This window comes from Nonomuraea sp. NPDC047897 (genome assembly GCF_043204415.1).
GTDB lineage: Bacteria > Actinomycetota > Actinomycetes > Streptosporangiales > Streptosporangiaceae > Nonomuraea.
Genome location: NZ_JBIDCC010000007.1, coordinates 79,351 through 103,806, shown reverse-complemented (window position 1 = coordinate 103,806; position 24,456 = coordinate 79,351). Strand labels below are relative to the sequence as shown.

Annotated in this window: 26 protein-coding genes; 16 read left to right on the top strand and 10 right to left on the bottom strand. The window is 72.4% G+C overall.

What is annotated here, in order from left to right; all coding sequences use genetic code 11:
* The 4 genes from ACGF0J_RS17375 to ACGF0J_RS17360 all read right to left on the bottom strand — a co-directional run bounded on the left by ACGF0J_RS17375 (position 1) and on the right by ACGF0J_RS17360 (position 4,452).
* Positions 1 to 2,127: a hypothetical protein gene (locus ACGF0J_RS17375; RefSeq protein ID WP_393146790.1), complete on the bottom strand. Its 2,127-nt coding sequence runs from the start codon at positions 2,125 to 2,127 to the stop codon at positions 1 to 3.
* Positions 2,128 to 2,270: 143 nt separating this feature from the next.
* Positions 2,271 to 3,047: a class I SAM-dependent methyltransferase gene (locus tag ACGF0J_RS17370; RefSeq protein WP_393146788.1), complete on the bottom strand. Its 777-nt coding sequence runs from the start codon at positions 3,045 to 3,047 to the stop codon at positions 2,271 to 2,273.
* A gap of 104 nt (positions 3,048 to 3,151) precedes the next feature.
* Entirely contained in the window at positions 3,152 to 4,204 is a 1,053-nt protein-coding gene (locus tag ACGF0J_RS17365) for an ABC transporter substrate-binding protein (RefSeq protein ID WP_393146786.1), read from the bottom strand.
* 17 nt (positions 4,205 to 4,221) lie between these two features.
* Positions 4,222 to 4,452 carry a hypothetical protein gene (locus ACGF0J_RS17360; protein ID WP_393146785.1) on the bottom strand — a complete coding sequence of 77 codons (231 nt, stop codon included), beginning with the start codon at positions 4,450 to 4,452 and terminating at the stop codon, positions 4,222 to 4,224.
* 104 nt (positions 4,453 to 4,556) lie between these two features.
* Here ACGF0J_RS17360 and fdxA point away from each other — a divergent pair, with 104 nt between their 5' ends.
* The 3 genes from fdxA to ACGF0J_RS17345 all read left to right on the top strand — a co-directional run bounded on the left by fdxA (position 4,557) and on the right by ACGF0J_RS17345 (position 6,811).
* A complete protein-coding gene (fdxA, locus tag ACGF0J_RS17355) occupies positions 4,557 to 4,883 on the top strand; it encodes a ferredoxin (RefSeq protein WP_310713081.1) in 327 nt (108 codons plus the stop codon).
* A 91-nt stretch (positions 4,884 to 4,974) separates the two neighbouring features.
* Positions 4,975 to 6,045, top strand: a complete 1,071-nt coding sequence (gene dapC / locus ACGF0J_RS17350) for a succinyldiaminopimelate transaminase (RefSeq protein WP_393146783.1) — start codon at positions 4,975 to 4,977, stop codon at positions 6,043 to 6,045.
* A gap of 97 nt (positions 6,046 to 6,142) precedes the next feature.
* A complete protein-coding gene (locus ACGF0J_RS17345) occupies positions 6,143 to 6,811 on the top strand; it encodes a DUF4178 domain-containing protein (protein WP_393146781.1) in 669 nt (222 codons plus the stop codon).
* A 22-nt stretch (positions 6,812 to 6,833) separates the two neighbouring features.
* Here the strand turns inward: ACGF0J_RS17345 and ACGF0J_RS17340 are convergent, their stop codons facing one another.
* Entirely contained in the window at positions 6,834 to 7,709 is an 876-nt protein-coding gene (locus ACGF0J_RS17340; protein ID WP_393146779.1) for a hypothetical protein, read from the bottom strand.
* Between ACGF0J_RS17340 and ACGF0J_RS17335 the strand changes: the two genes are divergently transcribed.
* From ACGF0J_RS17335 to ACGF0J_RS17310, 6 genes are all read left to right on the top strand, one after another.
* Entirely contained in the window at positions 7,708 to 8,541 is an 834-nt protein-coding gene (locus ACGF0J_RS17335) for a 2,3,4,5-tetrahydropyridine-2,6-dicarboxylate N-succinyltransferase (RefSeq protein ID WP_393146777.1), read from the top strand. The two genes, ACGF0J_RS17340 and ACGF0J_RS17335, sit on opposite strands and share 2 nt — an antisense overlap.
* A complete protein-coding gene (gene dapE, locus ACGF0J_RS17330; RefSeq protein ID WP_393146775.1) occupies positions 8,541 to 9,596 on the top strand; it encodes a succinyl-diaminopimelate desuccinylase in 1,056 nt (351 codons plus the stop codon). Before ACGF0J_RS17335 ends, dapE begins: the two co-directional genes overlap by 1 nt.
* 271 nt (positions 9,597 to 9,867) lie before the next feature.
* Positions 9,868 to 10,665 (top strand): TIGR00730 family Rossman fold protein, encoded by a 798-nt coding sequence (locus tag ACGF0J_RS17325; RefSeq protein WP_393146773.1) that lies wholly within the window; start codon positions 9,868 to 9,870, stop codon positions 10,663 to 10,665.
* 11 nt (positions 10,666 to 10,676) lie between these two features.
* Positions 10,677 to 11,261 carry a TIGR00730 family Rossman fold protein gene (locus ACGF0J_RS17320; RefSeq protein WP_393146771.1) on the top strand — a complete coding sequence of 195 codons (585 nt, stop codon included), beginning with the start codon at positions 10,677 to 10,679 and terminating at the stop codon, positions 11,259 to 11,261.
* Between the two features lie 82 nt (positions 11,262 to 11,343).
* Complete coding sequence (locus ACGF0J_RS17315) at positions 11,344 to 12,045, top strand: hypothetical protein (protein ID WP_393146769.1); 702 nt, start codon at positions 11,344 to 11,346, stop codon at positions 12,043 to 12,045.
* Positions 12,042 to 12,599 carry a DNA-3-methyladenine glycosylase I gene (locus tag ACGF0J_RS17310; RefSeq protein ID WP_393146767.1) on the top strand — a complete coding sequence of 186 codons (558 nt, stop codon included), beginning with the start codon at positions 12,042 to 12,044 and terminating at the stop codon, positions 12,597 to 12,599. Before ACGF0J_RS17315 ends, ACGF0J_RS17310 begins: the two co-directional genes overlap by 4 nt.
* Before the next feature lie 55 nt (positions 12,600 to 12,654).
* Here ACGF0J_RS17310 and ACGF0J_RS17305 read toward each other — a convergent pair whose 3' ends face one another.
* On the bottom strand, positions 12,655 to 13,431 hold the full coding sequence (locus ACGF0J_RS17305; protein ID WP_393146765.1) for an enoyl-CoA hydratase-related protein: 777 nt from the start codon (positions 13,429 to 13,431) through the stop codon (positions 12,655 to 12,657).
* Between the two features lie 490 nt (positions 13,432 to 13,921).
* Between ACGF0J_RS17305 and ACGF0J_RS17300 the strand changes: the two genes are divergently transcribed.
* Together ACGF0J_RS17300 and ACGF0J_RS17295 are read left to right on the top strand one after the other, a co-directional pair.
* Entirely contained in the window at positions 13,922 to 14,089 is a 168-nt protein-coding gene (locus ACGF0J_RS17300) for a DUF3117 domain-containing protein (protein WP_020545024.1), read from the top strand.
* Between the two features lie 77 nt (positions 14,090 to 14,166).
* A complete protein-coding gene (locus tag ACGF0J_RS17295) occupies positions 14,167 to 15,576 on the top strand; it encodes a leucyl aminopeptidase (protein WP_393146763.1) in 1,410 nt (469 codons plus the stop codon).
* A gap of 91 nt (positions 15,577 to 15,667) precedes the next feature.
* Here ACGF0J_RS17295 and ACGF0J_RS17290 read toward each other — a convergent pair whose 3' ends face one another.
* Positions 15,668 to 16,306, bottom strand: coding sequence for an O-methyltransferase (locus tag ACGF0J_RS17290; RefSeq protein WP_393146761.1), 639 nt, complete (start codon positions 16,304 to 16,306; stop codon positions 15,668 to 15,670).
* 161 nt (positions 16,307 to 16,467) lie between these two features.
* On the opposite strand from ACGF0J_RS17290, the gene sigE reads away from it, so the two are divergent.
* The 4 genes from sigE (at position 16,468) to ACGF0J_RS17270 (ending at position 20,158) form a co-directional block, all read left to right on the top strand.
* Entirely contained in the window at positions 16,468 to 17,109 is a 642-nt protein-coding gene (sigE, locus tag ACGF0J_RS17285; RefSeq protein WP_101788280.1) for an RNA polymerase sigma factor SigE, read from the top strand.
* Between the two features lie 22 nt (positions 17,110 to 17,131).
* Complete coding sequence (locus tag ACGF0J_RS17280; RefSeq protein WP_393146759.1) at positions 17,132 to 17,626, top strand: anti-sigma factor family protein; 495 nt, start codon at positions 17,132 to 17,134, stop codon at positions 17,624 to 17,626.
* A 514-nt stretch (positions 17,627 to 18,140) separates the two neighbouring features.
* Positions 18,141 to 19,616 carry a S1C family serine protease gene (locus ACGF0J_RS17275; protein ID WP_393146757.1) on the top strand — a complete coding sequence of 492 codons (1,476 nt, stop codon included), beginning with the start codon at positions 18,141 to 18,143 and terminating at the stop codon, positions 19,614 to 19,616.
* Between the two features lie 182 nt (positions 19,617 to 19,798).
* Positions 19,799 to 20,158, top strand: a complete 360-nt coding sequence (locus ACGF0J_RS17270) for a sec-independent translocase (RefSeq protein ID WP_393146755.1) — start codon at positions 19,799 to 19,801, stop codon at positions 20,156 to 20,158.
* 188 nt (positions 20,159 to 20,346) lie between these two features.
* On the opposite strand, the gene ACGF0J_RS17265 is transcribed toward ACGF0J_RS17270, so the two are convergent.
* The 3 genes from ACGF0J_RS17265 to ACGF0J_RS17255 form a co-directional block, all read right to left on the bottom strand.
* Positions 20,347 to 21,486 carry an Mrp/NBP35 family ATP-binding protein gene (locus tag ACGF0J_RS17265; protein WP_393146753.1) on the bottom strand — a complete coding sequence of 380 codons (1,140 nt, stop codon included), beginning with the start codon at positions 21,484 to 21,486 and terminating at the stop codon, positions 20,347 to 20,349.
* A gap of 249 nt (positions 21,487 to 21,735) precedes the next feature.
* On the bottom strand, positions 21,736 to 22,203 hold the full coding sequence (locus tag ACGF0J_RS17260) for a DUF1003 domain-containing protein (protein ID WP_393146751.1): 468 nt from the start codon (positions 22,201 to 22,203) through the stop codon (positions 21,736 to 21,738).
* On the bottom strand, positions 22,200 to 23,405 hold the full coding sequence (locus ACGF0J_RS17255) for a magnesium transporter MgtE N-terminal domain-containing protein (RefSeq protein ID WP_393146749.1): 1,206 nt from the start codon (positions 23,403 to 23,405) through the stop codon (positions 22,200 to 22,202). The genes ACGF0J_RS17260 and ACGF0J_RS17255 overlap by 4 nt, the downstream gene beginning before the upstream one ends.
* Positions 23,406 to 23,497: 92 nt before the next feature.
* Here ACGF0J_RS17255 and ACGF0J_RS17250 point away from each other — a divergent pair, with 92 nt between their 5' ends.
* The gene (locus ACGF0J_RS17250) at positions 23,498 to 24,445 is read left to right on the top strand and encodes a DMT family transporter (RefSeq protein WP_393146747.1); all 948 of its coding nucleotides are present in this window, start codon (positions 23,498 to 23,500) and stop codon (positions 24,443 to 24,445) included.
* Positions 24,446 to 24,456 lie beyond the last annotated feature (11 nt).

Sequence of the window (24,456 nt, the reverse complement as noted above, 5' to 3'; positions counted from 1 at the left end):
TCAGTCCAACAGGTCGAGCAGGTCGCGGTCGCCGCGCTCGCGGAGCCTGGCCAGCAGGTCGGGCAGGCCGACCGGGCCCGCCATGCCGATCCGGGTGGCGATCACCCGGGCGGCCTGCTCACGCGTGCCGCCCGGGGCGGTGTAGCCGACCAGCCGCAACGCCTTGGTGATCTTCTCGGCGCCCTGGGCGGCGACCGGCAGGTGCCTGGCCCGCAGCACGCCCTCGTCCGACAGCGTCAGGAACAGGTGACCGCCCTCCCGCGCGCCGACATCCACGAGCAGCCGCTCGACGGACTCCAGCACGGGCCTGCCGTGCCAGCTCATCGTCAGCTCACCGGCGGCGCTGCGCACGGTCCGCGTCTCACCGGGCGACAGCCCCAGATACGCGGCGAACCCCGTCGGCAGCGCGCACTCGCCGCCCGCCAGTTGCTCGCCCGTGACGTCCACCCGCAGCCACCACCGCCCGTCGGGCTGCCGGAAGCAGCGCCGCGTCTGCGAGACGTCCTTGAGCGGCTGGTACGGCTTGCCGTGGCCCTCCTCCGACGCCGCCCCGTTCGACTCGCTCTCGTTCACCGGGGCCGGCGTGGCGGGCGCGAACGGGTGGAACCGCGACCCGGGCGCGGGCCCGTCGGCCTGCGGCGCCGGGAACGGCGCGGCAACGGCCGGTGGGACCACCGGCGGCGCGACGGGCGGGGCAGGCGGCGGGGCAGGCGGCGGGATGGGCGGCGGGGGCGGGAGAGGGGAGAAGGCCGACGGCGGAGGGGCGCCGTCGCGGGCGCCCCCGCCCGGCCGGTCGGGCAGCGTGGCCAGCACGAACTGCCAGGCCGGCACCTCCAGTGCCCTGATCTCCTTGCGGTGCCAGTCGGCCGCCTTGATCAGCGACTCCTTGGGCACGGCCGGTCCGATGGCGCGGCGCAGCTCGTCCAGGTGCGCCCGGTAGGGGGCCGCCTCGTCGCTGGCCAGCCACCGGTCCAGCCGCTCGCGCAGCCGGGCCTCGGTCTCGGCGATCTCGGTCGGCGGCACGGCGAACAGCTTGGCGAGCTGGTCAACCGCGGACGGCTGGTCGGTGAAGACGCGGTTCTGCGCCACGGCCCAGCTCTTGTCGTCGAGCCCGGCGAACGCGGCCTCGATGAGCGCGGACAGATCCGGCGATCGGCCCGACGCATCCTCGGCCCCGGCATCCTGCTCGGCGCGCGCGACGGGCGCGGGCTCGCTGTCGGCCCCGGCCTCGTCGCCTGCCCCGGCATCCGAGACCGGGGCAGGCCCGGACTCGGCCTCGCTCTCGACGCTGCTCTCGACGTCGGTCTCGGGCACCGCTACGGCCGCGACCTCCCGCTCGTCGTCCTGCGTCGAGTCGGCCTCGTCGTCCGTCGTGGAGTGGGTCTCGTCGTCCTGCGTGGAGTGGGCCCCGTCGTCCGTGGAGTGGGCCTCGTCGTGCGCCGAGTCGGCCGGGTCGGGCTCACCGGCGCCGGCGGCCGCCGGCTCCGGAACGGATTCTTCGGGACCCGCCTCAGGCGTGGCGGCGGGTGTGGCCTCCGCCTCATCGGCGGTCCGGGCCTCGTCGGCGGGCGGCTCCTCGCCCCGAGCCTCCCCGGCCGGTGGCTGGACGGCCCGAAGCTCCTCGACCGGCTCCGGAACGGCCTCGGCCGCCGCGCGCGGCCCGGCGTCGTCCTGGACGCCACCTGCGGCGGGGACGGCGGCGGGGACGGAGTTGGGGACGGCGGTGGGCGCCAGCCGCACCAGGACGGCGGAGAACAGCGTCGCGAGCACCGCGCGCGCCTGGATGAACGGCTGGTCGACCAGCTCACGGCCGGTCAGCGCCAGCAGTCCGGCCCACGAGCCGACCCGGTCGAGCGCGATGGCGACGTGCGGCTCGTCGGCCTCGTCGGGGTCCAGCACGTGGAGGGCGGGCAGGACGTCGCCCACGGCGGCGGCGGGCCACTGCGCCAGCGCGATCTCCGTGAGCAGGTCGCCCAGCGCCTCCGGGCCGATGACCGCCAGCACGCGCGGCAGGGGCAGGCTGCGCCACCAGGCGTCCGGAAGGTCGGGTTGCCCGGTGAGCAGCGTGATCGTGGACGCGTCGCTCCACCGCAACGGTGGTACGAGGTCGCTCAGGCAGAAGTTCATCCCGTTCCGTTCACCAGCCCCTCACGCCCCCGTGTCGTCGTAAGGCTTCACTCAACGTGCGTACAGCGGTGCAGCCATGGTCTCGCCGCCCACGGAACAGACCATAGTCTGGCAAAACTGCCCTACGCATCATGGACTACGTATCAACGCCGGACGGCGGCGAACCGGAGGCGCACGTAATCGGCCATCCAGCCGGTCTCCCTGCGCAGCGCGGGCGCGGCCAGCTCGTTGACCCGCTGGAGCAGCGGCAGGACGATCTCCGGTGGCAGGCCGGCCAGCACGGAGGAGGCGAACATCCGCACCCAGTCGGCCGCGCCGCCGGGGCATTCGTCGAGCGGGGTCGGCCGGTCCGAGTATTCGAGCAGCCGGATCACGAAACCCTCGCGTTCGAGCCGGTGGGCGTACTCGGCCGGGGTGGGGAAGTACCAGGGCAGGTCGGGCTCGCGCAGGCCGTACTCGCGCCAGGCCGTCAGCATGGCGGCCGTCAGCTCGGCGCAGTTGCCCGCGCCGCCCATCTCGGCGACGAACCGCCCGCCGGGCCGCAGCGCCTCGCGGACGTTGGCGATGACGGTGCCGGGGTCGCGGCTCATCCAGTGCAGCGCCGCGTTGGAGAAGACGGCGTCGTAGGCGTGGGCCACGGTGAAGTCGTGGCCGTCGCCGACGATGAAGTCGATGCCGGGGTGCTGGGCCAGCGCCTTCTCGATCATGGCGGGGGAGCCGTCGATGCCGAGCACCTCGGCTCCCCGTGCGGCGATCTGGGCGGTCAGGACCCCGGTGCCGCAGCCGAGGTCCAGCACCCGCTCGCCCGGTCGCGGGTCGAGCAGGTCGACGAGGGGAGCGCCCTGGGGGGTCACGTAGCCGAAACTGCCGTCGTAGGCGCGACTGCTCCACCGCTCCACGCTCGGTGCGTCATAGCGCAAGACGATCAGCTCACATTCGTCGGACCGCGGGCCCCCGTGGCCGTGCTGTCCGTTCACTTTAGAGGCTGAGCGTCCCTACGACATACAAAGTCACATTCGGCCCATCAGCCGCTCTTCGCCCATTCCTTCTTCAGGTAGGACTTGCCCGCGTCGAGCTGGGGGATCGTCAGCAGGACGGGCGGGCCGGGCGCGGCGGGCAGCTTCGCGGTCTGCTCGGTGTCCAACGTGCCGCGCATGAGCATGGCCTCGGCGCGGGCCGGGCGGGCGTAGCCCTTCTGCAGGAGGTTCTGGCCCTCGTCGGAGAAGAGGAACTCCTGCCACAGCCGGGCCGCCGCCGGGTGCGGCGCGTCCTTGTTGATCGCCTGGAAGCGGTACTCGCCGAGCGGTGCGTCCTTCGGGATCGTGACCTTCCAGGAGCCGGGCTGCCGCGCGCCGCGGGCCGCGTTGAGGTGGTCCCAGCCGACGACGGTGTTGGCCTTGGCCGGTTCGGTGAGCCGCCCGGTCCTGCGCAGCTTGGCGAAGATCTGCACCCCGCGCCGCGGGTCGGGCGCGCCGTTGTGCAGGGAGGCGGCCATCACGCCGTCGAAGGCCGCGGCCGAACGCAGCGGGTCGCCGTCGAGCGCGACGGTGTAGCCGGGTTTGAGCAGGTCGGCGAACGAGGCCGGCGCGGGGACGGCGCGCGGGTCGTACCCGATCGACATGTAGCCGCCGTAGGCGCCGTACCAGGCGCCGGAGGGATCCTTGACGTTGTCGGGCAGGTCGGGCCACCCCTGCACCTTGTACGGGGCGAACCTGGCGGCGTTGGCCACGGCCACGTCCAGTGTGAGGTCGAACACGTCCGGCTTCAGCCGGCCGGCGGCCTCGATCTGGCGCTGGCTGCTGGCGCCGGGCTCCAGTTCGTCGACCTTGATGTCGTACTTCTCGGCGAAGGTGTCGATGATCTCGCCGTAGTTCGCCCAGTCGCGGGGGAGCGCGATCACCGTGAGCGCGCCCTCGCTCCGGGCGGCCTCGGCGAGTCGTTCGAGGTCGCCGAAGCCCTCCTTCATGGACATCGCCTTGACGTTGACGGGCGCGAGCGGTCTGGCCTGCGTGGTGGACGCGCCGCATCCGGCGCTGACGAGGATGGCTGCCGCAGCGGCACAAATACGTACGGTCACACGGTGAATACTTACCGTCACATCCGCTGAGGTCGAGGAGGCGCGGCCGGGACGACCTTGGCTGCTACCAGCTCCTCTGCAACGATCTCCACGACGGTGCCGTCCCGTTTACGGACGCGCAACACGCCGCGATCCCAGGACTCCAGGATTCCGACGGCGTCACGGAACCCGCCGGGAACCCGTCTGCGCGTGGTGATCCGGGCACCGACATCGGCTTCGGTGACGGCGACGGTGAGGCGAGCGGCCACGAGTTGGCCACCTCCGTTTCGGCCTGAAGGCAAGCACGGCAATACTAGGAGCTAGCAAACCGCGGTCAGAGTCATGCCATGGTGGCGAAGAGAAGGAGCTCGAGGTGACCTACGTCATCGCGCAGCCTTGCGTGGACGTCCTGGACAAGGCGTGCATCGAGGAATGCCCCGTCGATTGCATCTACGAGGGCGAGCGCATGCTTTACATTCACCCCGACGAGTGCGTGGACTGCGGCGCGTGTGAGCCTGTGTGCCCCGTCGAGGCGATCTTCTACGAGGACGACCTTCCCGAGCAGTGGAAGGACTTCTACAAGGCGAACGTGGACTTCTTCGAGGATCTGGGGTCGCCCGGCGGCGCCTCCAAGGTCGGCAAGATCGAGAAGGACCACCCCGTCGTGGCGGCGCTGCCTCCGCAGGGCGAGGGCGACTAGCCGCCGCGCCTGCGGGGGGCGCCGCGGCCGTCCACGACCGGCGGTCCGGGGCGGCTCGCCGACGTCCGCACGCACGAAGATCTGGAGATCCGTGAACACCCTGCCCGACTTCCCCTGGGACCGGCTGGAGCCGTACAAGGAGCGCGCCCGCGCGCACGCCGACGGCATCGTCGACCTGTCGGTCGGCACCCCGGTCGACCCGGTGCCACGGATCGTCCAGGCCGCCCTGGCCGGGGCGGCCGACAGTCCCGGCTATCCGATGACCCACGGCACCCGGGAGCTGCGGGAGGCCGCCGTGGGCTGGCTGAGCCGCAGGCTCGGCGTCGGCGTCGACCAGCGCGACGTGCTGCCCGTCATCGGCACCAAGGAGCTCGTCGCCTGGCTGCCGACCTACCTGGGAGCCGGGCGGGTCGTTCATCCCGAGCTGGCCTACCCGACCTACGACGTGGGGGCTCGGCTGGCCGGGGCCTCCGCGCTGGCTTCCGACGGTCTGCTCGCGCTCGGGCCCGAGCGCGCCGACCTCGTCTGGGTCAACTCCCCGAGCAACCCCACGGGCCGGGTGCTGCCGGCCGAGCACCTGCGCAAGGTGGTGGCGTGGGCGCGCGAGCGGGGCGCGGTCGTCGCCTCCGACGAGTGCTACATCGAGCTGGGATGGGAGGAGCGACCCGTCTCCATCCTGCATCCCGACGTCTGCGGCGGCTCTCATGAGGGGCTGCTCGCCGTCCATTCGCTGTCCAAACGGTCCAACCTGGCCGGCTACCGGGCCGGGTTCGTCACCGGCGATCCGGCGCTCGTCAAGCGTCTGCTGGAGACCCGCAAGCACGCCGGCATGATGATGCCGGCGCCGGTGCAGGCCGCGATGGCGGCCGCGCTCGGCGACGACGCGCACGCCGAGGAGCAGCGCGAGCGCTACGCGGGCCGCCGGGACCGGCTGCGCCCGGCGCTGGAGCGTGCCGGTTGGCGCATCGACCATTCGACAGCCGGCCTCTACTTCTGGGCGACCAACGGAGAAAAGTCCTGGGATCAGGTAGGCAAGCTCGCTGAAATCGGTATTTTGGTCGCGCCGGGTGATTTCTACGGATCAGCGGGCGACAGGCACATCCGCATCGCCGTGACGGCCACGGACGAACGCGTCGATGCGGCGGTGCGGCGCCTCCAGTAGGATCCCCCGTCAAACCGGCCCGCCCGCGCGGGCCCGCACGAGCATAAGTGGATAAGGGCGTTTGCCGAGGCAGACCGCGAGTGGAGCGAGCTGATCGATGAGCATGACCGCCATGGTCGTACTCGGGCTGAGCATCGCCACCGTCCTGCTGTTGCTGGGGGCCTTCCTCGCCACCCTGCGACAGGACAGGAAGGGCCGCGCGACCGCGACGCCGGTTGAGGCCGCTCCCGTGGAGCCCCCGCTGCCGGCGCCGGTGGGGGCGGTCGGCTATGCGGGGCACGACTACGCCGACCCCCGCACGATCAAGGTCGGTGACCGGATCCGGGTCCACGGCCAGCCCGCCAGCGTGCTCGGCGCCGTGTACATCTCGTGGCAGGGCCAGGAGTGGACCGAACACCTGCTGCGCGACGCCGCCCGCCGCTTCCAGTGGCTGTCGGTCGAGGTGCGCCAGGGGCTGGCCGACGGCGATCCGCCCCACCTGGAGGTGCTCCTGTGGACCGAGGTGCCCACCCAGGGCATGGTCCCCGCCAAGAGCATGCTGATCATGGAGGGCGTCGAGTTCTTCCCCGTCGATCGCGGCACGGCGGCGTTCAGGTGCGAGGGCGAGACCGGCATCCCCGAGCGTGGGCTGCTCGACTTCGCCGACTACCGCGCCTCCGACGGACGGCTGCTGTCCTTCGAGCGCATCCAGGGCCGCGGCTGGACGGCCAGCTACGCCCAGCCGCTGCCTCCCGGCTCCATCGACTTCGTCAGCCGCGCCCCGTGACAGCCCTGACCGTCTGACCGTCCTACGACAGCTCGACGCGGGCCGTGCCGGACGAGCCGCCGCCTCGCCAGCCCTCGGCCCGCATGTCGTTGACCCAGGTGGCGCCGCCGTAGCCGACCCGGCTCACGCCGTACTTCTGCGCGTGGGCCACGGACCAGGCGGCGATCAGCCAGCCGCGCCGCCGGTTGGTGACCGCGGTGTCGCCGATCGCCCGCGCCAACTGGCGGCGCGCCTCAGCGGTCCTCGCCTGCGGCGGCGCGCTCCGCCCCTTGGCCCCCTTCGCCGGGGCGGGCGGGTGCCAGCAGTGCACGGCCCGCGGAACGCGGCCGGTGAACGCCGCCGCGAGGATCCTGGCCCGCGGCTCGTGCGGCCCGTAGGCGTAGCCGGCCGCCGAGCGCTGCACCGCCTGCGCGGCCTCGGCCAGCGGCAGCTTGCGGTAGTTCTTCACCTTGACCAGCGCCGCGAAGAACTTGTTCGTCGCGTAGACCGGATCGGTGAGCTGCTTGACCGTGCCCCAGCCCTGCGACGGTCGCTGCTGGAACACCCCGACGGAGTCGCGGTCGCCCCAGGCGAGGTTCTGCAGCTTCGACTCCTGCAACGCCGTCGCGTAGGCGATCACCACGGCCCGTTCGGGCAGCCGCCGCCGCGCGGCGACGGCGGCGATGGTGGCGGAGATCTGCGCCTGCTCGATGTCCAGCTCGTCGGCGCCCTCCGGGGTGCGCACACTGCAGTAGGCCTCCGGAACGGCCAGCGGCGTCGCCCTCTTGAGCAGGTGGTAGAGGCCCACGGAGATCCCCACCGCGAGCACCACGACGATGGCCGCGATGGTGATGACACCGCGGGAGAAACGCAGCCGCACGCTGAAGAACCTACCCGGCCGGATAAGCTCACGGGTCATGAGTGAGCAGAGCACGGCGTCGCCGCTGCCTCGGGCGATCGACCGCCTGTGGGAGCGTCGCGCGGAGCTGTCGCCGGACGACGCCGAGGCGCGTGCCGTGGTGGTGTCCGCGATCGACCTGCTCGACCTGGGCAAGGCGCGGGTCGCCGAGGTGGCCGGCGACGACGTCGTGGTGGACGAGCGGGCCAAGCGGGCGATCCTGCTGTCGTTCACGGTGCTCGGCATGATCCGTTCGCAGGTGGGTGACTTCCAGCACCACGACCGGCACCCGCTCAAGACCACCTTCGAGGGTGTGCGGGTGGTGCCGGGCGCCATCGCGCGCTGGGGCTCCTACGCCGCCCCCGGTGTGGTGCTGATGCCGTCGTTCGTCAATATCGGCGCGTACGTCGGCGCCGGCACGATGGTCGACACGTGGGCCACGGTCGGCTCCTGCGCCCAGATTGGCCGCGACGTGCACCTGTCGGGCGGCGTGGGCATCGGCGGCGTGCTGGAGCCGCCCGGTGCCGTGCCCGTGGTGGTCGAGGACGAAGCGCTGATCGGCAGCCGGGCGATGATCGTCGAGGGGGCCCGGGTGGGCCGCGGCGCCGTCGTGGGCGCGGGCACCATCCTGTCCGCGACGATCCCGGTCGTGGACGTGCAGACGGGCGAGGAACTGGGCCGCGGCCGGATCCCCGACTGGTGCGTGGCCGTCGGCGGCACCAGGCCCAAGGAGTTCCCCGGCGGCACGTTCGGCATGCCGTGCGTCCTGGTGATCAAGCGGCTGGAGCCGGGCCGGCGGCACGACAAGGCGGCGCTCAACGAGGTGCTGCGCGAACATGGGGTGAACACCTGATGCTGGACCTGACGCAGGACGTGCGGACGCTGACCGCCGCCATCGTGGACGTCGAGTCGGTGAGCGGCGCCGAACGCGTGCTCGCCGACGAGGTGGAGCGGGCCCTCGGCGCGCTGCCCCACCTCACGGTCGACCGGTCGGGGGAGACGGTCGTCGCCCGCACCGCGCTCGGCCGCGCCGAACGCGTGCTGATCGCCGGCCACCTCGACACCGTGCCCGTGCACGCCAACCTGCCCAGCCGCGTCGAGGGGGATCTGCTGTACGGCTGCGGCACCTCCGACATGAAGGCGGGCGTCGCGGTCGCGCTGAAGCTGGCGGCCATGGTGCCCGAGCCCAACCGTGACGTCACGTTCGTCTTCTACGACTGCGAGGAGATCGAGGCGGAGCGCAACGGGCTGACCCGGGTGGCCCGCGACCACGCCGGCTGGCTGGCCGCCGACTTCGCGGTGCTCATGGAGCCGACCGACGGGGTCATCGAGGGCGGCTGCCAGGGCACCCTGCGCGCCGATGTGCTGGTGACCGGCAAGCGCGCGCACAGCGCCCGGTCGTGGTTCGGCGTCAACGCCATCCACGGCATCGAGCCCGTCCTGGCCAGGCTGAACGCCTACCAGGCGCGGCAGCCGGTGGTCGACGGGCTGCGCTACCACGAGGGGCTCAACGCCGTGGGCGTCCGCGGCGGCGTCGCCGGCAACGTGATCCCCGACTCCTGCGTGGTCACGGTCAACTACCGCTTCGCGCCCGACCTCGGCCTGACGGAGGCGCGGGAGCACGTGCGCGAGGTGTTCGACGGCTTCGAGGTGAGCTTCACGGACGGGGCCCCGGCCGCCCGGCCGGGCCTGACGCACCCGGTGGCGGCGGCCTTCACCGCGGCCGTGGGCGGCGAGCCGCGGGCCAAGCTGGGATGGACCGACGTGGCCAGGTTCGCGGCGCTGGGGGTGCCGGCGGTCAACTACGGGCCGGGCGATCCGAACCTGGCGCACCAGCAGGGGGAGTACGTGTCGCTTTCCAAGATCGTGGAGAGCGAGCGGGCCATGCTGGACTGGCTGACAAAATGAAAGTGGCTTTCCTCGCCGGCCATTTGGCGGGGAAAGCCACTTTCAGTCCCGAGCAGCACCCTCGGCAGTTAGACGCAGGGGAGTCGAAATCCGGTTCCCTGCTTTTTTCAAGATTTTTTGCAGAGCCTGTAACAGGCCGTCCACCAGGTGCGACGCCCCCCGCGGATGGGCTCGAAGCCGCCCCGGGAGGTCGGGACGCCTTCCCTCGCGGCCGGCGACCCGGCCCGCACCGGGGAGGCGGGGACCCGCGAAGGGGACTAGCGTGCTCGGCATGGATAGGACACGTCGCGAACGCCGTCAGGGACAGGCCGTGGTGCGCGGCAGACTCGTGCCGGAGTCCACGCACGACCAGCGGCTGCTCGACCGGCAGGGGCCCGCCGACTGGCTGCACATGGACCCGTGGCGGGTGATGCGCATCCAGGCGGAGTTCGTGGAGGGCTTCGGTCAGCTCGCCGAGCTGCCCAGGGCCGTCACCATCTTCGGCTCGGCCCGCACACCCGGCGACTCCGCCGAGTACGCCATGGGCCTGGCCCTCGGCCGGGCCGTCGCCGAAGCCGGCTACGCCGTCATCACCGGCGGCGGACCGGGGGTGATGGAGGCGGCCAACAGGGGCGCCCGCGAGGTCGACAGCGCGTGGTCGGTGGGGCTCGGCATCGAGCTGCCCTTCGAGCAGCGCATGAACGACTACGTGGACCTCGGCATCGAGTTCCGCTACTTCTTCGTGCGCAAGACCATGTTCGTCAAGTACTCGTGCGGCTTCATCGCGCTGCCCGGCGGCTTCGGCACGCTGGACGAGCTGTTCGAGGCGCTGACGCTGGTGCAGACGCAGAAGGTGACCTCGTTCCCCGTCGTGCTGATGGGCTCGGAGTTCTGGGGCGGCATGCTCGACTGGATCAAACGGTCGCTCCTCGGCACGGGCAAGATCTCCGAGCGTGACCTCGATCTGATCACCGTCACCGACGACGTCGACGAGGCCGTGCGCGTCATCGTCGACTCCGACCGGGCCCGGTCACGGCATCTGCGGGAGGAGCAGGAGGCGGTCGCGAGCCACGACGCCGAGCCGCAATAGGCTGACGTGCCGTGAACGTCTGTGTCTTTTGCTCCTCCAGTCAGAAGATCGACCCCAAGTATCTCGACCTGGCGACGCGGGTGGGCGCCGAGCTGGCCGAGCGCGGCCACACGTTGGTCAGCGGCGGCGCCACCGTCTCCTGCATGGGCGCCGTCACAGCGGCCGCCCGCGCGGCGGGCGGCCGGACGATCGGCGTGATCCCGCAGGTGCTCGTGGACGTCGAGATCGCCGACCACGACTCCGACGACCTGGTCGTCACCGCCGACATGCGCGAACGCAAGGGCGTCATGGACGCGCGCTCCGACGCCTTCCTCGTCCTGCCCGGCGGCATCGGCACGCTGGAGGAACTGTTCGAGATCTGGACGGCGCGGGTCCTCGGCATCCACGACAAGCCCCTGGTCATCCTCGACCCGTGGGGTCTGTACGCCCCGCTGCGCGCCCTCGTGGAGTCCATGTACGACCAGGGCTTCACCCGGGCGAACGTCTTCGACGCCATCTCCTGGACCACGTCGGTGGAGGAGGCGCTCGACCACCTGGAGGGACGGGCCCAGCACATGAGGCCCAGCGTGGAGGAGTTGGGCGAGGCCACTCCCTGACCCGGCGCCGGGCATGCCCGAAGGCGCACCGACCGCGCAAAGTGCGGGACTCATGCCTCGAAGGTATGAGTACGATGCCAATGTGCTGGTCATACTCGCCATCGCCGCCCTCGCCATCCTGGCCTGCGTGGTCCTGGTCTCGCTGGGCAGGGGCGGTGAGCTGACCGAGTTCCCGCCGGACGTGCCCCCGCTAGAGCTGCCCGAGGCGCAGCAGCTCACGGCCGTCGACTTCATGGCGCTGCGGCTGCCGGTCAATCTCGTCGGCTACCACACGCAGAGCGTCGACGAGACCCTGCGCCGGGCCGCCGGCGCCATCAGCGCCCGTGACACCCGGATCGCCGTCCTGGAGCAGCGGGTCGCGGAGCTGCTGGCGAGCCGGCTGCACGCGCGCCAGGAGGCCTACGCGGCGCCCGGCGCGGGCCCGCGCACCGACCACGAGCCGGAGGCGCCCGCCGTGCCGCTGGAGCTCCCCGAGCCCGGCCACCCCCAGCCGGCCGCCACTGTCCAGGCCCTCCCCGAGCCCACGGCCGCGCCCACCCCTGCGGCCGAGCCGTCCGCCTCCGACGCGCCCGCCTCCGACGCGCCCACCTCGGACGTGTCCACCTCCGACGTGCCTCAGGCTGAGACCGCGGCGTCCGGTGGGACCGGCCCCTCCGCGCCGAGCGGCGGCGGCGCGGAGACCCGTGGCACGGCGGCGCAGCAGCCGGAGGAGCCACGGGAGACGGGGGAGACGGGGGAGCCCGTGCGCGCGGCGGCCGGCAAGGACGGGGACGAGCGCCGGTGACCGACCTCATCCGCTGCACCTGGACGGGCATGGCCGACCCGCTCTACATCGCCTACCACGACGACGAGTGGGGCCGCCCGGTCCGCGGCGACGACCAGGTCTACGAACGCGTCACCCTGGAGGCGTTCCAGTCGGGCCTGTCGTGGCTGACGATCCTGCGCAAGCGCGAGAACTTCCGCGCCGCGTTCGACGGCTTCTCCATCGCGAAGGTGGCCGCGTACACCGAGCACGACGTGGAGCGGCTGCTCGCCGACCCCGGCATCGTGCGCAACCGCGCCAAGGTGGAGGCGGCCATCGGCAACGCAAGGGCGGCGCAGGACCTGCCCGTGGGGCTGTCGGAGCTGGTGTGGCGCTACGCCGACCCCGACGCTCCGGTGCCGAAGGCCATGGCCGACGTGCCCGCCACCACACCCGGCTCCGTGGCGCTGGCCAAGGAGCTGAAGCGGCACGGGTTCAGGTTCGTCGGCCCGACCACCGCCTACGCGCTCATGCAGGCCATCGGCCTGGTCAACGACCACATCGAGGGCTGCGTGGCCCGGGTCCGTCCGGCCTGACGCGCACGCCGGGTCCGGTCTGACGCGCACGCCGGGTCCGGCCGGGCCTGAGCGTTCACCGGCCGCCGAAGACCGGCCGTTCCTTGGACAGGAAGGCCCGGGTCGCCGCCAGGTGGTCGGCCGTCGCCGCGCACTCGTCCTGCAGCTCCGCCTCCAGGGCGAGGGCGTCGGGCAGCGCGTGCGTCGCGGCGTAGGCCAGCGCCCGCTTGGTGGCCGCGTACGCCAGGGTCGGGCCCTGCGCGAGCCGTACCGCGAGCTCGCGGGCGGTCTTCAGCACGTCGTCGGCGGGCACCACCCGGGTGACGACCCCCAGTTCCAGCGCGCGGGCCGCGTCGAGCGGCTCGCCGAGGAGGAGCAGCTCGGCCGCCCGTCCGGGGCCGACGAGGCGTTGCAGGGTCCAGGAGGCGCCCGAGTCGGGCGCCAGCCCGATGCCGGCGAAGGCCAGCGCGAACTTGGCCTTCTCGGAGGCGATCCGCAGGTCGCAGGCGAAGGCCAGCGATGCGCCCGCGCCCGCGGCGACCCCGTTGACGGCGGCCACCACCGGTTTGGGCATGGTGGTGACGAGTTCGACGATCGGGTTGTAGTGCAGCCGGACGGTGTCGGCGAGGCCGCGGCCCGCCTCCAGGTTGGCGGCGTGCTCGCGCAGGTCCTGACCGGCGCAGAAGGCGCGGCCCGACCCGGTCAGCAGCACCGACCTGACCTGCGGATCGCCGGCCGCCCGGCGCAGCGCGTCCAGCAGGGCCGCCTTGAGCTCGGTCGTCAGCGAGTTCATCGCGTCGGGCCGGTCGAGCGTGATGGCGGCGACGGCGTCGGTCACGTCATAACGGATCACGGCAACTCCCTGTCGGCGTACCCGGCGGTGTGCGGGAGGCGGGCCGCCTCCAGCGCTCGGTAAATTCTCCGTGCGGCCTCGTCCGGCCTTCGCAGGCGCGCCGGAGCGAACCCGCTGCCGGCGCCCCGAGGCGGCCTCACCGGTCGCGACGACCCCTCCGGCACCAGGCGGGAAACCGCTGCGCGCACGGCCGGAACGGCGATCTCCGAGGGCTTCGCGTGCCGCGCGGGAACCGCGGCCGGACCCCGTCCGCGACGGGAGGACAGGGTGTCGCCGGCGAGGTCGAGCCGGGCGGCGTGTGCGTGCACGCAGTCCAGTTTGGTGCTCTTCGGCACCCTCGACAACGCATTCTGGGAGGAGATCGTTACCCATGAGCGCTCTCGATGCGGGAGAATAGGACATCACAGATGACATGAATGCGCCGCCCTCCCTGACGGGCGGTCTGAAAAATCGCGGGCCGCGGGAGCCCAAGGCAGGAAGGGATGCACGCATGGCGGCGATGAAGCCGCGGACCGGCGATGGTCCGCTCGAGGTCACCAAGGAAGGGCGCGGCATTGTCATGCGGGTCCCCCTGGAGGGTGGCGGCCGGCTTGTCGTGGAGATTTCCGCCGACGAGGCGAAGGCGCTCGGCGAGGCGTTGAAGAACGTCGTCGGCTGAGAGCTCCCGATCCGATCTGATCCACGACCCTGGCGTCCTTCCGCGCCAGGGTCGATGTTTGTCGAAGGAGAGATTCCGTGCCCATAGAGACCACTGCATCGGTGGTCACCGACGTCCCCGCAGACGCCGAGCTGCTGGCCGTCCCCTACGCCTCCGACCTGACGCCGGCGCTCACGCTCGACCTCGCGGTGCCGGTGCCCGACCTGCTGGCCCACCACGAGGCCAAGGGGGAGGCGGGGGAGATCGTCGAGGTCCCCGTGGCACGGGAGGGCGGTGTCGGCCGTGTCCTGCTCTACGGCGTCGGCGACGGTTCGCCGGGCTCGCTGCGCAAGGCGGCGGCGCTGCTGACGCGCCGCGCGAAGGGCCGGGCCGAGCTGACCGTGGTGACCCCCGAGGGTGACGTCGCCGCGTTCGCGGAGGCCGCGCTGCTGGCCGCCTACTCCTTCAGGATCGGCGCGCCGGGCAGGCAGCCCGTGCGCGCGCTGCGGTTCGCCGGCGCCGACGAGCAGTCCGTACGGCGGGGCGAGCGCGTCGCCCAGGCCGTGGCCCTGGCCCGCGACCTGGCCAACACCCCGGCCTCGGTCAAGAACCCCGCCTGGCTGGCCGAGCGGGCCGCCGAGCAGGGCGTCCCGGTGCGGGTCTGGGACGAGGAGCAGTTGCAGGCCGACGGGTTCGGCGGCATCCTCGCCGTTGGCCGGGGCTCGGTCAGCCCGCCCCGGCTCATCCAGCTCTCCTACACCCCCGAGGGGCCCGCCACTCGGCACGTCGTGCTGGTGGGCAAGGGGATCACGTTCGACTCGGGCGGCCTGTCGCTCAAGCCGACCGAGAACATGAAGACGCAGAAGACGGACATGGCGGGCGGCGCCGTCGTGATCGCCGTGCTGGGCGCGCTCGCCGCGCTGGGCGCCCCCGTGCGGGTCACCGGCCTGGTCGCGGCGGCCGAGAACATGCCCTCGGGCACGGCCCAGCGGCCCAGCGACGTCATCACCCACTACGGCGGCCGCACGGTCGAGGTGCTCAACACCGACGCCGAAGGCCGGCTGGTGCTGGCCGACGCGCTGGCCTACGCCGACGCCGAGCTCGACCCCGACGCGGTGGTCGACGTGGCCACGCTCACCGGGGCCATCACCGTCGCGCTCGGCCGCAGCGTGGGCGCCGTCTACGCCAACGACGACGAGTTGGCGGCGGAGCTGCTGGACGCCGGTCAGGCCGCCGACGACCGGCTGTGGCGGATGCCGCTGATCGAGGACTACGCGCCGGCGCTGGAGTCGTCGATCGCCGACCTGGCCAACGTCGAACAGGGCTCCACCTACGGCGCCGGGTCGATCACGGCGGCGCTGTTCCTGCGGGAGTTCGCGGGCAAGCGGCCGTGGGCCCACCTCGACATCGCGGGTGTCGGGCGCAGCACCGTCGACGAGGGCGTGCTCACCAAGGGGGCGACGGGGTTCGGGGTGCGGATGCTGCTGGAGTGGCTGACCAGGGGGTGACGCCGCGAGCTCCGGCCGGCGGTGGCCCGGTCCGGCCGGGGCCCGCGCGGCCTCGGCCTGGTCCGGCCGGGACCAGCCCGGCGGTGGGCCGCTAGGCGGCGACCTTGACGGCGGCGAGCAGGCCGTCGCCGAGGGGGATCAGCAGCGCGCGGAGGCGGTCGTCGGCCTGCACGAGCTTGCCCAGCTCGCGCAGCGCGACCGTGTCGGGGTCGCGCTGGGCGGGGTCGGCGACCCGGTGGTGCCACAGCGCGTTGTCGAAGGCCACGATGCCGCCCACCCGCAGCAGCCGGACCGCTTCGGCCAGGTAGTCGGCGTACTCCTGCTTGGCCCCGTCGGCGAAGACCATGTCGTAGCCCCCGTCGGAGAGCCGGGGCAGCACGTCGAGCGCGCGGCCGGTGATGAGCCGCACCCGCCCGCCGGCGAAACCGGCCTCCGCGAACGCCTGCCGGGCCAGCCGCTGGTGCTCGGGCTCCACGTCCACGCTGGTCAGCGTGCCGTCCTGGCGCATGCCGCGGAGCAGCCAGAGCCCGGAGACGCCGCACCCGGTGCCGATCTCGACGACCGACTTGGCGTTCAGCGCCGAGGTGAGGAAGCAGAGTGCGGCCCCGCCTCCCGGAAGGATGGGCGGCGCGCCCATCTCCAGGCCGCGCCGGCGCGCCGCGTGCAGGATCTCATCCTCGTGATGGAACTGCTCCGCATAGGCCAGAGTGGCCTCTACCGGACTGGTCATCGGCCCCCTCCCCCCACTTTCGTGCGATTGGTCACCGATCGCAGCCTAGGGGAGACACGCCAGGACGGGAACTCAGGAGCACCTTGCGGCGTTGCAGGTTTAAACGGGCTTTGCCGGTCCGGAAGGCAGGCAGTGCGCATGAAGGGACGAAACCAGGCACTATGGCGGTAGCGGTGGTCCCAGAGAGAGGAGTTCTGGTGGACGAGAGCGACCACCAGGCCGATGCTCCCGTGTCCGACTGGACGCCTCCCACCTGGGAGGAAGTGGTGCGGACACACTCCGCCCGCGTTTATCGGCTGGCGTATCGCCTGACCGGCAACGTTCATGACGCCGAAGACCTCACACAGGAGGTCTTCGTACGGGTCTTCAGGTCGCTGTCCAGCTACACGCCTGGCACGTTCGAGGGCTGGCTGCACCGGATCACGACGAACCTGTTCCTCGACATGGCCCGGCGCAAGCAGCGCATCCGCTTCGAGGGGCTCGCCGACGACGCCGCCGAGCGGCTGCGCGGTCGCGAGCCGTCGCCGGCACAGGCGTTCGACGACGCCCATCTCGAGCCCGACATCCAGGCGGCGCTCGACGCGCTCGCGCCGGAGTTCCGGGCGGCGATCGTGCTGTGCGACATCGAGGGCCTGTCCTACGAGGAGATCGCGGCCACGCTCGGCGTCAAGCTGGGCACGGTCCGCAGCCGTATTCACCGTGGCCGGGCGCAGTTGCGCGAGGCGCTCGATCACCGGGCTCCCCGCAACTCACAACTCCCCCCGCCAGCATTCCCGTCCGGGACCCGTGGGGAGGAAGTCTGATATGTCGCATCTTGGAGAACGTGTGTCCGCCCTGGTGGACGGCGAGCTCAATCACACCGAACGTGATCGTGCTCTCGCCCACCTGGCTTTCTGTGCCGACTGCAGGCACGAGGTCGAGTCGATGCGGGCGCTGAAGTCGCGCCTGCGCTCGCTCGACGAGCTGGCCATGCCGGCGGACCTGACCATGTCGTTGCTGCGGATGGCGGAGCCGGGCGGCCCGCTGCCGCCTCGGGAGCGGCCTTTCCCTACCCGGACGTTCGGCGGGGTGCCCCTTCCTGGGCCGCACAGCATCGCCCCGCCGGACAACCGGCCGCGCAACGCGAATGGTGGCGGTTCGGGCCCTGGCCGCGGCGCTAGGCGGCGTGGCTCCTACGTGGCGGTCGGCGTGGTGTCCGCGGCCGTCGCCCTCGGCACCTTCTTCGCGGTCTCCGGTTCGGGCCAGAGCACCTCGCCCCCGCCGGTCGAGATGATCAAGCAGAACTCGCCCGTGAGCACTCCTCCCACCGCCACGCCCTGACCAGCGGTCAGAGCCTGGAATACTCGGTTGGCGTAGTCGACAGCGTCAGGGGCATACGATCTGGGATCGGTATTTTGTCGGAGTCCGCGCTCATAACGGCGATTCCTGACACATGCTTTACGACTCTCGTATGCCTATCGCGCCAGGATTGCGGTGTCGAGCAAGGAGTGGTGAGACCTAGATGACCGACGAGACGCGCCCCGACGACGGACGCAGGCCGTCGGACTTCCCAGACGCGCAGGGGCGCCCGGAGTTCCGGCCGGCAGGGGAGCCGGCGGAGCGGTCCGGCGAGCCGGCCGGGTCCGGTGGCTGGGGAGACCCGTCGGGGCGTCCCGGTGACGCGTCGGTCCACGGCGACCATGCTCACCATGCTGATCATGCTGATCATGCCGACCGGGCCCAGCACGCCGGCCCGGCACCGTACGCTCAGCGCGGCGACCGGTCAGGGCCCGGCGACGCCCCGGACCAGCCCGGTCATGACGGGGGGCCTCCACAGCAGTTCGGCCGCGGTGGCGTGCAGGACCAGCCCGGGCAGGGGGGCGGCGACACGTCCGGGCCGCAGGGCGCCGAGCAGCCCGCCGGCCCGTTCTTCGCCAGCCCCGACAGCACCCCGTACGGCGTGCCGCCGAGCGGTGACGCGCCGGCCGGCGGCGACACCCGCGCCTACGACAGCCCGTTCTTCGGCAGCTCGCCCGGCGCGCCGCCCTACGGCGGCGACATCCCGCCATCGCCCTACGGAGGCGACATCCCGTCATCGTCCTACGGGGGCGACATCCCGCCACCGCGCAACGCGTTCGGGATGGGCCCCGGGTGGGCCCCGCCGCCGGCCGGTCCGCCCGCCGGCCAGGCGGTCGCGGCGCGGCGCGGCCCCGGCACCGGCCTGCTGATCGTGCTGGCCGTCGTCATCGCGCTCGCCGCCTCCCTGTTCGGCAGCGTCGGCACCTACCTGCTCACCAGGTCGTCCGACGGCACCAACCCGTCCTACAGTCTCGGGCCGCCGCCCAACGGCACCAGCAACCGGGCGCCCGACTCGGTGGCGGGCGTCGCCGCCCGCGTGCTGCCGAGCGTGGTGTCCCTGGAGGTCGGCAACGGCACGAGCGCCGACGGCGCGACCGGCTCCGGCTTCCTGATCAAGGACGGCTACGTGGTCACCAACAACCACGTGGTCGCGATGGCCGCCAGGGGCGGCGAGATCCGCATCCAGTTCCACAACCGCAAGACCACCACGGGCCGGATCGTCGGCCGCGACCCGGGCTCCGACCTGGCCGTGGTCAAGCCGGAGGAGACGTTCGGCACTCCGGAGATCACCCTCGGCAACTCCGACCAGGTCGTCGTCGGCGACCCCGTCATCGCGGTCGGCTCGCCGCTGGGCCTGTCCGGCACGGTCACGACGGGCATCGTCAGCTCGCTCAACCGCCCGGTCATCGCCGGCGACGAGGGCGGCACGTCCGAGGAGCCCGCCTACATCAGCGCCATCCAGACCGACGCCGCCATCAACCCGGGCAACTCCGGCGGCCCGCTGGTCAACGGCAAGGGCGAGGTCGTCGGGGTCAACTCCGCCATCGCCACGCTGAGCCGGTCGCTCAACAGCCAGAGCGGCAGCATCGGCCTCGGCTTCGCCATCCCGGTCAACCAGGCGCGACGTGTCGCGCAGGAGCTCGTCACCGACGGCAAGGCCAAGCGCCCCAAGATCGGCATCGTGCTCGACCGCAACTACAAGGGTCAGGGCGTCCGCATCGCCTCCGAGCCCGCCGAGGGCCGCCAGCCGATCGACGCCAACGGCCCCGCCGCCAAGGCCGGCCTGAAGCCGGGCGACGTCATCCTGGAGATCGACGGGCTGCGGCTGCAGGACGGCAACGAGCTCATCGCGCTGATCCGCAGCAAGGCGCCGGGCGCCAAGATCAACCTCAGGTACGAGCGGGCCGGTCAGGAGCGCTCGGCGACCCTGACCGTGATGGCCGACGACACCCCGGCGCCGACCCCGTCCTGATCCCGAACGGCCGTGCCGCCCGCCCCTGCGGCGGGCGGGTCACGCCTGATGCGCTCGGGCCGCGGAGGCGGGTGGTTGGTACGTTGTTGTCCGACGTGGACGACCGACCAGCCCCCTGGAGCCTTTAGTCTGGGATACGCCGGGGTTGTCCTCGGAGCAATGGACTGCGGTAGGAGCTCACGGTGTTCGGACTGGGCTGGCTGGAGATCGGGGCGCTGATCGTCATCGCGCTGCTCGTCTTCGGGCCGGAGAAGCTGCCCGAGGCGGCCGCGCAGGCGGGCAGGACGTTGCGCAACCTGCGCCGGATGGCCAACAACGCGCGTGACGACCTGCGTGCCGGGCTGCCCCCGGAGCTGTCCAACTTCGACCCCGCCGACCTCAACCCGCGCCACTTCGTCCGCAAGCACCTCCTGGACGACCTCGAGGACGACTGGAACGGCAAGCCGCGCGAGCTCGACCCCGTCACCGCGCCGCCCGTCCAGGAGCTCGTGGACGAGCTGGGCTACGGCGAGCTCCCGCCGTACGACGCCGAGGCCACCTGAGACCGGCCCGCCCCGACGCCGAGGCCACCTGAGACCGGCCCGCCCGAACATGAGAAGCGGGGGGGGGGGGGGGGGGGGGGGGGGGGGGGGGGGGGGGGGGGGGGGGGGGGGGGGGGGGGGGGGGGGGGGGGGGGGGGGGGGGCGGGCGGCGGCCCCCCCCCCCCCCCCCCCCCGCTTCTCGTCGTCGGCTACCGGCGGTTGGGGGCCAGCCCGAGCTGCATGCCCTTCAGGCTGGACGCCCGCTTGCCGAGGGTGGCCGCGATCGAGCGCAGCTCGGCCGCCGCGGGGGAGTCGGGGTCGGTCAGGACGAGCGGCTTGCCCTCGTCGCCGCCCTCGCGCAGCCGCAGGTCGAGCGGCACCTGACCGAGCAGCGGCACGCGCGAGCCGAGGGTGCGGGTGAGCGCGTCGGCCACGGTCTGGCCGCCGCCCTCGCCGAACACCGCGATGCGCTCGTCGCAGTGCGGGCAGGGGAGCCAGGCCATGTTCTCGATGACGCCCGCGATCTGCTGGTGCGTCTGCGCCGCGATCGAACCGGCCCGCTCGGCCACCTCGGCGGCGGCCATCTGCGGCGTGGTGACGACGAGGAGCTCGGCCGACGGCAGGCGCTGGGCCACGGAGATGGCGATGTCGCCGGTGCCGGGCGGCAGGTCGAGCAGCAAGACGTCGAGGTCGCCCCAGTAGACGTCGGCGAGGAACTGGTGCAGCGCGCGGTCGAGCATGGGCCCGCGCCAGACCACGGCCGTGTTGCCCTCGGGCTTGAACATGCCGACCGAGATGACCTTGATGTCATGCGCCACCGGCGGCATGATCATGTCCTCGACCTTGGTGGGGCGTTCGGCGGCGCCGAGCATCCGAGGAACGCTGTGGCCGTAGATGTCGGCGTCGACGATGCCGACCTTGAGACCGTTCGCGGCCATGGCGGCGGCCAGGTTGACCGTGACCGACGACTTGCCGACTCCGCCCTTGCCGCTGGCCACCGCGAAGACGCGGGTCAGCGACCCGGGCTGGTTGAACGGGATCTCCTTCTCCGGGCCCCGGTCGCCGCGGAGCTTGGTCTGCAGCTCCTTACGCTGCTCGGTGCTCATGACGTCGAGCTCCAGCTCGACGCTCGTGACACCGTCGAGCTTGGAGACCGCGGCGACGACGTCGCGGCGGATGGTGTCCTTCATCGGACAACCGGCCACCGTCAGGTAGACGCCTACGCGCACCAGGCCGTCCGGCGCGATGTCGACGCTCTTGACCATGCCGAGATCGGTGATCGGGCGGCGGATCTCGGGATCGATGACGGTGGCGAGGGCGGCCGTCACCTGCTGCTGGGTTGGTGCCATCGAAGTATCGGCACGAAGGGAGTGCCGTCCCTCCTTAGTCGTCTGTGGGTGACCGGCGCGACACGTCGGCGAGGATGCCCCTCCATGGTATGAACCAGGGAAGCGACGGGGTTAATCCGTGCTTTCAGGTGTCCGCGCAACGTTCTCAGGTTACTCCGTGTCTCTTCCGGGCGACGAGGGCCTCAGCGTCGAGGAGGCTCGATCCCGGCGAGCTGGGCCGGATCGGCGACCTGCTCGCCAGGCTCGACGTCAGGGCCGCTCCCTGAGCTCGTCCAGCAGCCGCTGGAGCTCGGTGCGCAGGTAGTCGCGGGTGGCCACCTCGCTGAGCGCCATCCGCAGCCCGGCGATCTCGCGGGTCAGATACTCGATCTCGGCCTGGTCGCGCTCGGCGCGCTCGCGGTCCTGCTCGTACTGGACGCGGTCGCGGTCGGCCTGCCTGTTCTGCGCGAGCAGGATGAGCGGCGCCGCGTACGAGGCCTGCAGCGACAGCATGAGGGTGAGGAAGATGAACGGGTACGGGTCGAACGCCAGCGAGCCTGGGGCCGCGACGTTCCAGGTCACCCAGACCGCCACGAACACCGTCATGTAGACGATGAACCTGGCGGTGCCGAGGAAGCGCGCGATGCGCTCCGACAGGCGGCCGAACGCCTCGCGGTCGTAGTGCGGGCGCAGGGTCCGGCGCAGGTCGCGCGGTTGGTCGAGGCGCTCGGTGGTCACGGGTGCGCCCTTTCGCGCCAGTCCGCCGGCAGCATGTGGTCGAGCACGTCGTCCACGGTGACGGCGCCGACGAGGCGGCCCAGCTCGTCGATGACGGGCGCCGCCACCAGGTTGTAGCTGGCCAGGTAGAAGGCGACGTCGGGCAGCGTGAAGTCGGGTCTGATCGGGTCGATGGACGGGTCGAGCACCGCCCCGAGCAGCGTCGAGGGCGGGTCGCGCAGCAGGCGCTGGAAGTGGGTCACGCCGAGGTACGGCCCGGTCGGCGTCTCGTTGGGCGGCCGGGTGACGTACACCTGCGCGGCGACGGCCGGCGTGAGGTCCTTGTGCCGGATGTGCGCGAGCGCCTCGGCCACCGTGGCGCTCGGCGGGAGGATCACCGGCTCGGTGGTCATCATGCCGCCGGCCGTGTCGGTCGGGTAGGAGAGCAGTCGCCGCACGGGCGCGGCCTCCTGGGGCTCCATCAGGGCCAGCAGTTGGCTGGCCTGTTCCTCGGGGAGGTCGTGCAGCAGGTCGGCGGCGTCGTCGGGGCCCATCTCCTCCAGCACGTCGGCGGCCCGTTCGGGTTCGAGGGTGCCGAGGATGCCGATCTGGTCGCGCGGCGGCAGCTCCTCCAGCACGTCGGCGAGCCGGTCGTCGTCGAGGGCGCGGGCGATCTCGACGCGGCGCTTGCCGGGCAGTTCGTGCAGGGCGCTGGCCATGTCGGCGGGCCGCATCGACTCGAACGCCGCGATCAGCCCGGCCGCGCCCTGGTCCTTCTGCAGCACGTCGAACCCCGACACCTCGTCCCAGGCGGCGATTCTCGGCTCGCGCCGCCGCCTGCCCCGGTAGGCGGCGACCTTGGTGATCTCCCAGACCGACGGCTTGGTCTCCTCCATCGCCACGTCGTAGACGGTCATTGGCTCGCCGTCGACGGTCACGGTGAGGTCCAGCATCTCGCCGATGACGAGCGTCTCGCTGGCGCGCTTGACGAACCGGCGCACGTTGAGCTTTCCGGTGAACACCACCGCGCCCGCCTCGATGCCGCGTACGCGGGTCATGGGCAGGAACACCCGGCGGCGCGGCTGGACCTCGACGACCATGCCGTGCACGCTGGGCGGCCGGGTGCCGCGCAGGCCGGCCACGACGTCCCGGATGCGGCCGATCGGGTCGCCCGCGGGATCGAAGACCGAGGTCCCGGCCAGGCGGGCCACGAAGATCTTCATCTTTGCAGGCTAACAGCCATGCGGCATTGCGCCTGGTACGCCCCTCATGTCAGTATCAAATATCTCTGACGGTAATTACGGGTGGTGTTGTGATGCGATATACGGGCCTGGCGATCGCCTTCGTCTCCGCGTGGTGTTTCGCGTTCTCCGGGCCCATGGCCAAGTACCTCATCGCCGCCGGGCTCGCCCCTATCGAGGCGGTGTGGGCGCGGATGGCGGGCGCGGGGCTGCTGCTCCTGGCCGTCCTGCTCGTGGCCAGGCCGAAGGCGCTGCGCATCCCGCGCTCGCGGCTGCCGTTCTTCGGGATGTACGCGGTCGTCGCGGTGGCCGGGGTGCAGGCCCTCTACTTCGTGGCGATCACGCGGCTGCCGGTGGGCATCGCGCTGCTGCTGGAGTTCATGGCCCCGGTGATGGTGGTCGTCTGGGTGCGGTTCGTGCGCAAGGTGCGGCTGGCGCGGGCGGCCTTCGTCGGCGCGGTGGTGGCGGTCGTGGGGCTCGGCATCGTCGTGGAAGCCTGGCAGGGGCTGCGGCTGGATGCCGTCGGGCTGCTGCTCGGGCTGGCCGCCGGGGCGTGCTGCGCCGGATATTTCCTGATGAGCGATAGTTTCGGGGACGACGTGGACCCCCTGGGCCTCATCGCCTGGGGCATGCTCGGGGCCGCCGTGGTGCTCGCCCCGTTCGCCAGGCCGTGGAACATCCCCTGGGAGGCGTTCGCCGTCTCCGCCACGCCGCAGGGCGGGGTCACGCTGCCGGTCGCGGGGGCGTACCTGTGGATGGTGCTGATCGCGACCGTGACGGCGTACATCCTGGGCGTCAACGCGGTGCGGCGCCTGTCGGCGGCGGTCGGCGCGACGGTGGCGTCGCTGGAGGTCATCGGCGGTGCGGTGGTCGCGTGGGCGCTCCTGGGGGAGACGCTCGGCGGGTTCCAGATCCTCGGCGGCCTGCTGGTGCTGTCGGGCGCGCTGCTCGCGCAGACCGCCGCGGCACGCCCCCGGGCCGCCGCGGCGACCGAGCCGGAGCCGGTGGCCGTGTCCTCCTGACGGTCTCGCCC